Raw genomic sequence first — 12772 nt, forward strand, 5'->3', positions numbered from 1 at the left:
TTGTGAAAGAATCGGTGGAGCGGTAGTTCAGTTGGTTAGAATACCTGCCTGTCACGCAGGGGGTCGCGGGTTCGAGCCCCGTCCGTTCCGCCACCCTATTAGGGGCGTAGTTCAATTGGTAGAGCACCGGTCTCCAAAACCGGGTGTTGGGGGTTCGAGTCCCTCCGCCCCTGCCAGAAAACGATCCTTTGCTTCGGCAAAGGATTTTTTTTTGCCTTTAAAAAAGCAAAAAAGAAAAACCAGCTAAATCTAACTGGCCTCTGATCTTCTCTGCTTACTGTCCTGCCTGCAAATTCAGCTGTTTTGCCTGACCAGAATCGGGAATTTAAGTAACTGACGGATATGTGCCTGCTGATCGCTGTTCTGCAACCAGACAGCATAGAGTGGACGAACGGCTACGGGCGTATCCGGAATCACCATCAACTCACTGTACACACTCTGCCAGAAGTCCGGCAGAAATGCGCACGCTCCGGTGGTATGCAGCAGTTCACGGGTAACATGTGCCGACGTGGTGGTTAGTACCGGCACATCATCAGCTCCGGAGAGATAGCTCTGATGCTGATGAAAATCTGCTCCCCATTCCAGCTTAATATAATCATATTTTTCACGCTTCTCGCTCTGCCGGGCGCAGAAAAGAGCCAGTGAAATATGACCAATCTGCTGACTGGTTAATTCATCCATCTTAGGCGCTTCAGTGGTGATCAGCAGATCCAGCTGGCGCTCATGGAGTTGCTTAACCAGCAGATGTCGTTGTGCCACGCGCGCTTCTAAATGCAGGCTCTCCCGATTCTCGTAGAGCGTCTGTAGCCATGGCGTCAGATAAGCCTCCCATAGTGATGCACTGGCACCTATTGAAAGCTCATGGTGCTGCTGAGTGTGTGAGACCTCCTTCTTCGCCATCATCCAGGTGCTCATCAGGCTTTCAGCATAGGGGAGCAGTCGCTCTCCGGCCGCCGTCAGACGTATGTTATTGCGATGCCGTGTAAAAAGGTTAACGCCAAGCTGATTCTCTAACTGACGGATGCGAAAACTGACAGCAGATTGCGTGAGGTAAAGTGCTTCTGCAGCACGCCCGAAATGGCGAGTTCTGCTCACTTCCAGGAAAGTTTTCAGTAATTCCGTATCCACAGCGTTCTCCCAAAAAATGTTTGTCGTATAGATTTAAATGTTTTGTTTTACACTCTGTCAAGCCTATCTAATACTCCGCGCCATTAACAGCACGGCATTAGAAAATCAGGAGCGTGTAACATGGCGGAAAGCTTCTCAACAGAGAATCGTTTCTTTGATAACAAACATTACCCGCGTGGTTTCTCACGCCACGGTGACTTTACTATTAAAGAAGCTCAGCTTCTTGAACGCCACGGTTTTGCCTTTAATGAGCTGGATTTATCAAAGCGTGAGCCTGCAACCGAAGAAGAACGTTTGTTTATTGAAGTGTGTCGTGGCGTGCGTGAGCCGCAAACGGAAGCTGAACGTGTATGGTCTAAGTATATGACCCGCATTAAGCGTCCTAAACGTTTTCATACGCTGTCTGGCGGTAAACCGCAGATGGACACCGTTGAAGACTTCACCGACAGCGACGATTAACAGAGAAGGGGCGAAAGCCCCTTTTTTTATTGCAGGCTGTTATGCAGATGGATCATTAATCGATCTATCGTGCGATAGCTGACAGCTTCCTGCAGATGATGCCGGGTGATGTCTGCTTCCCCAGCCAGATCGGCCAGGGTACGCGCCACTTTTAAAATCCGCTGCCATGCCCGTACAGATAAACCCAGTTTTTCCAGCACTGACTCCAGCCACTCCGCATCCTCTTTAGCCGGCTGACACCAGCGCATAATCTCTGCATTGTTTAAATGCGCATTTATTTTTCCTGCACGAGCCAGCTGAATGTCACGCGCTGCGACCACCCGATGACGAACCTGCTCAGATGCTTCCGCTTTGGTGCGCTGACCGCTGAGCATGCCGCTGGGGAGTAGCGGCACCTCCAGCGAAAGATCAAAACGATCAAGAAAGGGGCCGGATAGCTTACTGAGATAACGCAGCACCTGCTGCGGTGAGCAGCGGTTATGCTGTCCCTGATAGTGTCCGGTTGGGCTTGGATTCATCGCAGCAATCAGCTGAAACCGGGCCGGGTAGGTAACTTTTGCCCGAGCGCGTGAAATAGCGATGACGCCCGACTCTAATGGTTCGCGCAGGGAGTCCAGCACCTTGCGATCAAATTCCGGTAATTCATCCAGAAACAGCACGCCGTTATGCGCCAGGGAGATCTCACCGGGCCGTGGCAGTGAGCCGCCGCCAATCAGAGCATAGAGAGAGGCGCTGTGGTGAGGTGACCTGAAAGGCCGGGTGCGCCACTGTCGGTGCAGGGTATTGCTGTTCACCAGGCTGGCGATTGCCGCGCACTCCAGTGCTTCCTGATCGCTTAAGGAGGGCATGATGCCGGGCAACCGGGTAGCGAGCATGGTTTTACCGGTGCCAGGGGGCCCGATCAGCAACAGGTTGTGCCCGCCAGCTGCAGTGATCTCCAGTGCTCTGCGTCCCTGTTCCTGACCAATGATATCAGCGAGATCGTCAGCAGGTGCATCGCCCTTATGCTCAGGATATTGGGCTGTTGGTAATGTGAGTTCATTGCGCAGAAAGCCGCACACTTCGCTGAGGTGAGAGGCAACCAGCGACGATCCCTGACGGATTAGTCCGGCATCACACTGATTCTCAGTGGAGAGGACCAGCTGTCGTCCAGCCTGAATGGCTACCATGGCCGCGGGAATGGCGCCTTGTACACCGCACAGTGCGCCGTCGAGTGCCAGCTCACCCAGAAACTCATAGTGCGTCAGTTTGTCGGCAGGAAGCTGCTCAGAGGCGACCAGAATGGCAATCGCCATGGGTAAGTCATACCGCCCGCCCTCTTTGGGTAAATCTGCGGGTGCCAGATTGATGGTGACGCGTTTTGCCGGGAAGGCAAAACCGCTGTTGATAATGGCGCTGCGCACCCGCTCACGCGCCTCTTTCACCGTGGTTTCAGGCAGGCCCACCAGCGTTAACGCAGGCAGTCCGTTACTGATGTGTGCCTCGATAGTCACCAGCGGGGCTTCCACTCCCAGCGCTGCCCGGGTCAGAACTTTTGACAATGACATACTCGCTCCTTGTTACCGTCAGTCTGGTGACAGCATCAAAGGAAAGCCAGGGCATCATCAGCACTGTTCGGGTCATCGCACAACCTGTCAGAAGTTTTTGCACGGCCTGTTAAAACGCTGCGTGTCTGCTCGCAAATTCACCAAAACATTATTACGTCAGTAAAGTGATGAATAATTATCATCATGTAATTATTTCTTTTATTACAAATTGATAGGCCGCGATTTAGCGCAACGCGCTAAAAAAACTCTGTAAAAAAAGTTGTATCATGCCCCCTGACTATGATAACTCTGTAGGCATTACTTCGAACAAGCGAAAGAATTGAACAACACATGAAAGCCCTTCTACAAGTGATTAGCCTGGTCGTGATTAGCGTGGTGGTGGTTATTAACCTACCGTGCGGGGCAACGCTTGGAGAAAGAAAGGCTTAAAAATCAAGCCTCGAATCCGAAAAAACCCCCGCACCGAAAGGTCCGGGGGTTTTTTTTCGACCAGAGGAAATATCAGTAAATCCACAAGGAACAAACAATGAACAGTAGCATAAAATTCTGTTGTTCCGGTCAGGACACAGGAGAATAGCGATGACAGGTGCACAGTGGGTAGTTCAGGCTTTACGCGCGCAGGGTGTTGATACCGTATTCGGTTACCCTGGCGGCGCAATCATGCCGGTATACGACGCGCTCTACGATGGCGGCGTGGAACACCTACTGTGTCGTCACGAGCAGGGCGCTGTGATGGCGGCGATCGGTTATGCGCGCTCAACCGGCAAAACCGGCGTCTGTATCGCCACCTCTGGCCCCGGCGCAACTAACCTGATTACCGGTCTGGCAGATGCCATGATGGATTCGGTTCCGGTGGTTGCCGTAACGGGTCAGGTCTCTTCCGCTTTTATTGGTACCGACGCCTTTCAGGAAATCGACGTACTGGGCTTATCGCTGGCCTGCACCAAACACAGCTTCCTGGTCGAATCGCTGGATGAGCTGCCCGCCATCATGGCAGAAGCCTTTGCGCTGGCGCAGTCGGGCCGTCCGGGTCCGGTACTGGTGGACATTCCTAAAGATATTCAGATTGCGCAGGGAGAACCTGCCCCGCATCTGGTTCCGGTAGAAGAGGGAAATGCGCTGCCGCATCATGCGATTCAGGAAGCACGCGCACTGATGGCGCAGGCCAGAAAACCAATGCTCTATGTTGGTGGAGGCGTTGGCCTGGCACAGGCTGTTCCGGCACTGCGCGCGCTGGCAGAAGAGACCGGCATCCCGGCAGTGGCCACCTTAAAGGGGCTGGGCAGTGTAGACCCCCACAGCGAGGTTTATCTCGGCATGCTGGGGATGCACGGTACTAAAGCCGCCAACCTGGCGGTGCAGAGTTGTGACTTACTGATTGCGGTCGGTGCCCGTTTCGATGACCGCGTGACCGGCAAGCTGGACACCTTTGCTCCCCATGCCAGCGTGATTCATATCGATATCGATCCCGCTGAGTTAAACAAATTACGTCGTGCACACGTCTCTCTGCAGGGTGATCTCAACGAACTGCTGCCCGCCCTGAGTCAGCCTCTGCATATCAACGCCTGGCGTGATGAGATGAAAGCGCTTAAGGCCAGTCACCCATGGCGCTACGACCATCCGGGCGAAGCGATCTATGCACCGCTGTTGCTCAAGCAGCTTTCCGATCGCAAACCGGCCAATACCGTAGTGACCACCGACGTCGGTCAGCATCAGATGTGGACGGCGCAGCACATGGCATTCAGCGCGCCGGAGAACTTCATCACCTCCAGCGGCTTAGGCACCATGGGCTTTGGTTTACCCGCCGCCATCGGTGCGCAGGTTGCACGCCCGGAAGATACGGTTATCTGTGTCTCGGGCGATGGCTCCATCATGATGAACATCCAGGAGCTGGGCACCATCAAGCGCGGCAAGCTGCCGGTCAAAATCGTGCTGCTGGATAACCAGCGTCTGGGCATGGTGCGTCAGTGGCAGCAGCTGTTTTTCGATGGCCGCTACAGTGAAACCAATCTGTCCGACAACCCCGACTTCCTCACGCTGGCCAGCGCTTTCAATATTCCCGGCCAGCGCATTACCCGTAAAGATCAGGTCGACGCCGCCCTTGATGCTCTGCTGAACAGCGAAGGTCCTTACTTCCTGCATGTTGCAATTGATGAGCATGAAAACGTCTGGCCACTGGTACCGCCGGGTGCCAGCAATGCAAACATGATGGAGAAAACTGTATGAACCAGCATCAATTGTCTATCGAAGCCCGTTTCCGCCCTGAAATATTGGAGCGCATTTTACGCGTAGTGCGTCACCGCGGTTTTCAGGTCTGTTCTATGAACATGGCTTCAGTCGCCAACGCAGAAAACATTAATATTGAAATGACCGTTGCCAGTCAGCGCTCCGTCGATTTACTGTCTTCGCAGTTAAGCAAATTGATCGACGTTGCATGCGTTCAGATTCAACAACAGACAACACAACAAATCCGCGCTTAGCCGCGAGAGGGAATAACAATGAGCACGAAGAAAGCAGACTTTATTTGGTTCAATGGCGAGATGGTTAAGTGGGAAGAGGCGAAGGTCAGCGTCATGTCCCACGCGTTGCACTACGGTACGTCGGTATTTGAAGGCGTGCGCTGCTACGACTCTCACAAAGGACCGGTTGTGTTCCGCCATCGCGAACACATGCAACGTCTGCACGACTCCGCCAAAATCTATCGCTTCCCGATTAAAAGCAGCGTTGATGAGCTGATGGAAGCGTGCCGCGAAGTCATCCGCGTGAACAAACTGAAAAGTGCTTATATCCGTCCGCTGGCCTTTGTCGGCGATGTGGGCCTGGGCGTGAACCCGCCAGATGGCTTCACCACCGACGTGATCATTGCGGCGTTCCCGTGGGGCGCATACCTGGGCGCTGAAGCCCTTGAAAACGGCATCGATGCCATGGTCTCCTCATGGAACCGCGTAGCACCGAATACCCTGCCAACCGCCGCTAAAGCGGGCGGTAACTATCTCTCCTCACTGCTGGTGGGCAGCGAAGCCCGTCGTCATGGCTATCAGGAAGGCATTGCGCTGGATACCAATGGCCTGATCTCAGAAGGTGCAGGCGAAAACCTGTTTGAAGTCAAAGATGGCGTGCTCTTTACCCCGCCATTTACCTCTTCAGCACTGCCGGGCATCACCCGCGATGCCATCATCACGCTGGCGCGTGATATGGGCATTGAAGTGCGTGAGCAGACCCTGTCGCGTGAATCTCTCTATCTGGCTGACGAAGTCTTTATGTCTGGCACCGCGGCAGAAATTACACCGGTGCGCAGCGTTGACCGCATTCAGGTTGGCGAAGGCAAACGTGGCCCGGTGACCAAACGCATCCAGGAGGCCTTCTTTGGCCTGTTCACCGGCGAAACCGAAGACAAATGGGGCTGGTTAGATCCGGTTAACCCATAATCAGATACAGCGCGGGCGTCATCTGACGTCCGCGAGCTTATTCTTACTGGAGTAAATAGAGTATGCCTAAGTACCGTTCCGCCACCACCACCCACGGCCGCAATATGGCGGGTGCCCGTGCCTTATGGCGCGCGACAGGAATGACCGACGACGATTTTGGCAAGCCGATTATCGCTGTGGTTAACTCATTCACCCAATTTGTGCCGGGCCACGTTCACCTGCGTGATCTTGGTAAACTTGTCGCCGAGCAGATCGAAGCGGCAGGCGGTGTGGCTAAAGAGTTCAACACCATTGCGGTGGATGACGGTATTGCCATGGGTCATGGCGGCATGCTGTATTCACTGCCGTCGCGTGAGCTGATTGCTGACTCGGTCGAGTACATGGTCAACGCCCACTGTGCCGACGCCATGGTCTGCATCTCTAACTGCGACAAAATCACCCCGGGTATGCTGATGGCGTCATTGCGCCTCAATATTCCGGTGATCTTCGTTTCAGGCGGACCGATGGAAGCGGGTAAAACCAAGCTTTCTGACCAGATCATCAAGCTGGATCTGGTGGATGCGATGATTCAGGGTGCCAACCCGAACGTCAGCGATGCCGACAGCGAGCAGATCGAACGCTCTGCCTGTCCGACCTGCGGCTCCTGCTCCGGTATGTTCACCGCCAACTCAATGAACTGCCTGACTGAAGCACTCGGTCTGTCGCAGCCTGGCAACGGTTCACTGCTGGCTACGCACGCCGATCGCAAAGAGCTGTTCATCAATGCCGGTAAGCGCATCGTAAGCCTGACCAAGCGCTATTACGAGCAGGATGATGTCAACATGCTGCCGCGTAACATCGCGAATAAGGCCGCTTTTGAGAATGCCATGATGCTGGATATCGCCATGGGCGGTTCCACCAACACCGTGCTCCACCTGCTGGCAGCCGCACAGGAAGGCGATATCGACTTTAATATCTCCGACATCGATCGCCTGTCACGCAAAGTGCCTCAGCTCTGTAAAGTGGCGCCAAGTACCCCGAAATACCACATGGAAGATGTGCATCGCGCGGGTGGTGTCTTCGCCATTCTCGGCGAGCTGGATCGTGCCGGCCTGTTCGACAGCAGCGCCCGTAATATCCTGCAGCAGACCATGCGTGAAACGCTGGATCAGTACGACATCATGCTGACCAAAGATCAGGCGGTAAAAGATATGTTCCGCGCGGGTCCGGCGGGTATTCGTACCACCCAGGCGTTCTCACAGAACTGCCGCTGGGACACGCTGGATGATGACCGTGCCGAAGGCTGTATCCGTACCCGTGAAAACGCTTACTCGCAGGATGGCGGTCTGGCCGTGCTCTACGGCAACATCGCAGAAGATGGCTGTATCGTAAAAACCGCAGGCGTAGACAAAGAGATCCTGACCTTCACCGGTCCGGCGAAAGTCTATGAAAGCCAGGATGACGCCGTTGAAGCCATTCTGGGCGGCAAAGTCGTCGCGGGCGATGTGGTCGTCATTCGTTACGAAGGACCAAAAGGCGGGCCGGGCATGCAGGAGATGCTCTATCCGACCACTTATCTGAAATCGATGGGGCTGGGCAAAAGCTGTGCGCTGATCACCGATGGTCGTTTCTCTGGCGGTACGTCGGGCCTCTCTATCGGTCACGCCTCGCCTGAAGCAGCTAACGGCGGCACCATTGCGCTGGTCAAAGATGGCGACACCATCGAAATCGATATCCCTAATCGCGGTATCAAACTCGCCGTACCGGATAACGAACTGCACGCCCGCCGTGAAGAGCAGCAGGCACGTGGCGATGCGGCGTATACGCCGGTCAATCGTCAGCGTGAAGTCTCCTTTGCGCTGCGTGCCTACGCATTACTCGCGACCAGTGCTGACAAAGGCGCCGTCCGCGATAAGAGCAAGCTGGGAGGCTAACGATGGCCGAGTCTCAACCGCTACCCGAGGCGCCGTGTGGCGCCGAGTATTTGCGCGCAGTGTTGCGTTCACCGGTGTATGAAGTGGCACAGGTGACGCCGCTGCAGGTTATGGAAAAAATCTCATCGCGTCTCGGCAACACCATTCTGGTGAAGCGGGAAGATCGCCAGCCAGTGCACAGTTTCAAGGTGCGCGGTGCCTACGCGATGATTGCCGGTCTTAACGAAGAGCAGAAAGCGCGCGGCGTGGTGACGGCGTCAGCCGGCAACCATGCGCAGGGCGTGGCGCTCTCCGCCACTAAGCTGGGCATCAAGTCACTGATTGTGATGCCGCTGGCGACGGCAGACATCAAGGTTGATGCGGTGCGCGCATTTGGCGGTGAGGCTTTCCTGTTCGGGGCCAACTTTGACGAGGCGAAAGCCAAAGCGATAGAACTCTCTGAACAGCGCGGCTACACCTTCGTGCCGCCGTTTGACCATCCGGCCGTCATTGCCGGACAGGGCACGCTGGCGATGGAGCTGCTGCAGCAGGATGCGCATCTCGACCGGGTCTTTGTCCCGGTTGGCGGAGGGGGTCTGGCAGCCGGCGTCGCGGTGCTGATCAAGCAGCTGATGCCGCAAATCAAAGTGATCGCGGTGGAGTCAGAAGATTCAGCCTGCCTGAAAGCAGCGCTGGAGGCGGGTCATCCGGTCGATCTGCCGCGCGTCGGGCTGTTTGCCGAAGGGGTGGCGGTGAAACGGATTGGCAGCGAAACCTTCCGGCTCTGTCAGGAATACATCGATGACATCATCACCGTCGACAGCGATGCGATTTGTGCCGCGATGAAAGATCTGTTTGAAGATGTCCGTGCTGTGGCGGAGCCCTCTGGCGCGCTGGCGCTGGCGGGCATGAAAAAGTATATCCAGCAGCACGGGATCAAAGGCGAGCGGCTGGCGCATGTGTTATCCGGGGCCAACGTCAATTTCCACGGCCTGCGTTACGTTTCTGAGCGCTGCGAGCTGGGCGAACAGCGTGAAGCGCTGCTGGCCGTAACGATCCCGGAACAGCAGGGCAGTTTCCTGCGTTTTTGCCAGACGCTGGGTGGACGGTCGATTACCGAGTTCAACTACCGCTACGCCGATGCGGACAAAGCCTGCATCTTTGTTGGCGTACGACTGACGCGCGGCGTAGAAGAGCGCAGCGAGATCATCAGCGAGCTCACCAGCGGCGGTTATCAGGTGGTCGATCTCTCAGATGATGAAATGGCGAAACTGCACGTGCGTTACATGGTGGGCGGACGTCCTTCTAAACCACTGCGTGAACGCCTCTTCAGCTTTGAATTCCCGGAGGCACCTGGCGCGTTGCTGAAGTTCCTGCAAACGCTGGGCACCCACTGGAATATCTCGCTGTTTCATTACCGCAGCCACGGCACCGATTATGGCCGTGTGCTGGCGGCTTTTGAACTCGGTAGCGATGAGCCACGCTTCGAAGAGCATCTCACCGATCTGGGTTACGACTTTCATGACGAAAGCCAGAACCCGGCATTCCGCTTCTTCCTGTCAGGCAGCTGATTACAGCTGGCTCCAGAAAGCACTGATCAGCGGCTCTCCGAGCCGCTTTTTTTGCACGCAGATGCCGAGTTCGAACGGCGCAACCGAGTCAATATTCTCCAGTAGCAGCACGCGGTTACGCACCGGATCCGGGCTGTTTTCCAGTACCACATCCGGTAAAAGTGCAATACCGCAGCCCAGCGCCACCATCGAAACAATCGCCTCATGACCCGAGACCGTGGCGTAAATCACCGGGTTCGGGATGCGCTGGCGGCGGAACCAGAGATCAATACGTCGCCGTGCCGGTCCCTGCACCGGCAGGATAAACGGAATTTTTGACCAGTCGGGCTGCGGCTGCGTTGCCTGGGTGCGAACGGCGCAGGGCAGTGCGGGTGCGATCAGCACCAGCGGGATCAGCCCCAGTGGCATAAAATCAATGCTGGCGGGCAGCGTCTCAGGACGGCCGGCAATGGCCAGATCGGCATCGCCGGAGTGCACTTTTTCCACCGCATCCGCGGCATCGCCGGTATCCAGTTTGATTTCGACCTGTGGATGTTCAGCGCGAAAGCGGTCCAGGATGGGCGGCAGATGACTGTAGGCCGCCGTCACCGAACAGAACAGGCGCAGCTCACCGCTGAGCGACGGGCCGTTAAGATCCATCACATGGCGCAGTTGCTGATACTGCAACAGTGTCTGCTGGGCAAACTGGCGCAGGCGTTCGCCCGCTTCTGTCAGCGTCACGGTGCGGTTATCGCGCAGAAACAGCGCATGGCCGACATCTTCTTCAAGCCGCTGGATCTGGCGTGACAGCGTGGAAGGACTGACGTGCATAGCACGCGCAGTGCGTCCGAAGTGGCAGCTTTCTGCCAGATGAAGAAACAGTTTCAGATCCCGTAAATCCATGTGCGCGTCGCCTCTGGGTGGTGTTGCATTTATTGCAATGTGACGTTGTTAATATATCAATTTAAGCAACAGAATTCCTGTCATATGATGGGGTCATTCGCGGCGCTGCATGACACGCCGTTCCTGAACAAAAAAAGCAAACACAACCTTACCGGAGTACCCATGGCTAACTATTTCAACACATTGAACCTGCGCAACCAGCTGGCGCAATTAGGCAAGTGCCGTTTCATGGCGCGCGATGAATTCGCGGATGGTGCCAGTTTCCTGAAAGGCAAAAAAGTCGTTATCGTTGGCTGTGGTGCGCAGGGCCTGAATCAGGGTCTGAACATGCGTGATTCCGGTCTGGATGTGGCCTATGCACTGCGTGCTGAAGCAATTGCGGAAAAACGCCCTTCATGGCGCAAAGCGACCGATAACGGTTTCAAAGTGGGCACCTACGAAGAACTGATCCCGCAGGCTGATCTGGTGGTTAACCTGACGCCAGACAAGCAGCACTCCGCTGTAGTTCAGGCTGTTCAGCCGCTGATGAAAGATGGCGCTGCCCTGGGCTACTCGCACGGTTTCAACATCGTTGAAGTGGGCGAAAGCATTCGTAAAGACATCACCGTGGTGATGGTGGCACCGAAGTGTCCGGGTACAGAAGTTCGTGAAGAGTACAAACGTGGCTTTGGTGTACCGACGCTGATCGCGGTCCATCCGGAAAACGATCCAAAAGGCGAAGGCATGGCGATTGCCAAAGCCTGGGCAGCAGCAACTGGCGGCGATCGTGCTGGCGTGCTGGAGTCCTCTTTCGTTGCTGAAGTGAAATCTGACCTGATGGGTGAACAGACTATCCTGTGCGGCATGTTGCAGGCTGGTTCACTGCTCTGCTTCGACAAGCTGGTGGCTGAAGGCACCGACCCGGCTTACGCAGAAAAACTGATCCAGTTCGGCTGGGAAACTATCACCGAATCACTGAAGTTTGGCGGCATCACACTGATGATGGATCGCCTCTCTAATCCAGCCAAACTGCGCGCTTATGCGCTGTCAGAGCAGCTGAAAACCATCATGGCGCCGCTGTTCCAGAAACACATGGATGACATCATCTCCGGCGAATTCTCTTCCGGCATGATGGCGGACTGGGCCAACGATGATAAAAACCTGCTGACCTGGCGTGAAGAGACCGGCCAGACCGCTTTCGAAACCGCCTCACAGTATGAAGGCAAAATCGAAGAGCAGGAGTACTACGACAAAGGTGTGGTGATGGTTGCGATGGTTAAAGCGGGCGTTGAGCTGGCGTTTGAAACCATGGTGGACGCCGGCATCATTGAAGAGTCTGCCTACTACGAATCACTGCATGAGCTGCCGCTGATCGCGAACACCATCGCCCGTAAGCGCCTGTATGAAATGAACGTGGTGATCTCCGATACCGCCGAATATGGTAACTACCTGTTCTCCTTCGCCGCGGTGCCGCTGCTGAAAGAGTTCATGACCACGCTTCAGCCAGGCGATCTGGGTAAAGCGGTTGAAGGCACGCAGGTTGATAACGCGCAGCTGCGTGACGTTAACGAAGCGGTTCGCCAGCACCCGATTGAAACCGTTGGCCGCAAGCTGCGTGGCTACATGACCGACATGAAGCGTATCGCTGTCGCGGGCTAATTACCGTCATCACAGTTTTCAGCAAAACAAACCCCGGCTTGCCGGGGTTTTTTGTTGGTGAACAATGGCTGGACGGTTCTCTGTGAGACCGTGCCTGCACAGGCAACACGGTCAGATCGGAAAGGCGCTTAAGCCAATCCCTGGCCGCTCGGCCCGCGCCGTCCCTGGCGCGGGACGCTTTCCTCTTCTGACCGTGTTCCCTGTGCCCTTAAGCTTCTTCATTGCTG

Annotated in this window: 11 protein-coding genes and 2 tRNA genes; 10 read left to right on the forward strand and 3 right to left on the reverse strand. The window is 55.5% G+C overall.

Features of this window, described 5'->3' with window-relative positions:
• Positions 1-16 precede the first annotated feature (16 nt).
• Both FOV68_RS18315 and FOV68_RS18320 read left to right on the forward strand, forming a co-directional pair.
• A tRNA-Asp gene (locus tag FOV68_RS18315) sits at positions 17-93 on the forward strand.
• A gap of 7 nt (positions 94-100) precedes the next feature.
• Positions 101-176 (forward strand) — tRNA-Trp (locus tag FOV68_RS18320).
• A gap of 118 nt (positions 177-294) precedes the next feature.
• Here the strand turns inward: FOV68_RS18320 and hdfR are convergent.
• The gene (gene hdfR, locus FOV68_RS18325; RefSeq protein ID WP_010253571.1) at positions 295-1128 is read right to left on the reverse strand and encodes an HTH-type transcriptional regulator HdfR; all 834 of its coding nucleotides are present in this window, start codon (positions 1126-1128) and stop codon (positions 295-297) included.
• A 120-nt stretch (positions 1129-1248) separates the two neighbouring features.
• Here hdfR and FOV68_RS18330 point away from each other — a divergent pair, with 120 nt between their 5' ends.
• Positions 1249-1587, forward strand: coding sequence for a DUF413 domain-containing protein (locus tag FOV68_RS18330; RefSeq protein ID WP_010253568.1), 339 nt, complete (start codon positions 1249-1251; stop codon positions 1585-1587).
• A gap of 26 nt (positions 1588-1613) precedes the next feature.
• Here the strand turns inward: FOV68_RS18330 and FOV68_RS18335 are convergent, their stop codons facing one another.
• Positions 1614-3134 carry a YifB family Mg chelatase-like AAA ATPase gene (locus FOV68_RS18335; RefSeq protein ID WP_039389704.1) on the reverse strand — a complete coding sequence of 507 codons (1521 nt, stop codon included), beginning with the start codon at positions 3132-3134 and terminating at the stop codon, positions 1614-1616.
• A gap of 330 nt (positions 3135-3464) precedes the next feature.
• Between FOV68_RS18335 and ilvL the strand changes: the two genes are divergently transcribed.
• From ilvL to ilvA, 6 genes are all read left to right on the forward strand, one after another.
• The gene (ilvL, locus tag FOV68_RS18340) at positions 3465-3563 is read left to right on the forward strand and encodes an ilv operon leader peptide (RefSeq protein ID WP_072101316.1); all 99 of its coding nucleotides are present in this window, start codon (positions 3465-3467) and stop codon (positions 3561-3563) included.
• A gap of 150 nt (positions 3564-3713) precedes the next feature.
• Positions 3714-5360: an acetolactate synthase 2 catalytic subunit gene (ilvG, locus tag FOV68_RS18345; RefSeq protein WP_143991318.1), complete on the forward strand. Its 1647-nt coding sequence runs from the start codon at positions 3714-3716 to the stop codon at positions 5358-5360.
• A complete protein-coding gene (gene ilvM / locus FOV68_RS18350) occupies positions 5357-5614 on the forward strand; it encodes an acetolactate synthase 2 small subunit (protein ID WP_008926359.1) in 258 nt (85 codons plus the stop codon). The genes ilvG and ilvM overlap by 4 nt, the downstream gene beginning before the upstream one ends.
• 18 nt (positions 5615-5632) lie before the next feature.
• The gene (locus FOV68_RS18355) at positions 5633-6562 is read left to right on the forward strand and encodes a branched-chain amino acid transaminase (RefSeq protein ID WP_010253558.1); all 930 of its coding nucleotides are present in this window, start codon (positions 5633-5635) and stop codon (positions 6560-6562) included.
• A gap of 62 nt (positions 6563-6624) precedes the next feature.
• The gene (ilvD, locus tag FOV68_RS18360) at positions 6625-8475 is read left to right on the forward strand and encodes a dihydroxy-acid dehydratase (RefSeq protein ID WP_010253556.1); all 1851 of its coding nucleotides are present in this window, start codon (positions 6625-6627) and stop codon (positions 8473-8475) included.
• A gap of 2 nt (positions 8476-8477) precedes the next feature.
• Positions 8478-10025: a threonine ammonia-lyase, biosynthetic gene (ilvA, locus tag FOV68_RS18365; RefSeq protein WP_031593765.1), complete on the forward strand. Its 1548-nt coding sequence runs from the start codon at positions 8478-8480 to the stop codon at positions 10023-10025.
• Here the strand turns inward: ilvA and ilvY are convergent, their stop codons facing one another.
• The gene (gene ilvY / locus FOV68_RS18370; RefSeq protein WP_008926355.1) at positions 10026-10907 is read right to left on the reverse strand and encodes an HTH-type transcriptional activator IlvY; all 882 of its coding nucleotides are present in this window, start codon (positions 10905-10907) and stop codon (positions 10026-10028) included.
• A gap of 162 nt (positions 10908-11069) precedes the next feature.
• On the opposite strand from ilvY, the gene ilvC reads away from it, so the two are divergent.
• The gene (gene ilvC / locus FOV68_RS18375; protein WP_010253551.1) at positions 11070-12545 is read left to right on the forward strand and encodes a ketol-acid reductoisomerase; all 1476 of its coding nucleotides are present in this window, start codon (positions 11070-11072) and stop codon (positions 12543-12545) included.
• Positions 12546-12772: the final 227 nt, after the last annotated feature.

It is taken from the genome of Pantoea sp. paga (assembly GCF_007558755.1).
Taxonomy (GTDB): Bacteria; Pseudomonadota; Gammaproteobacteria; order Enterobacterales; family Enterobacteriaceae; genus Pantoea; species Pantoea agglomerans.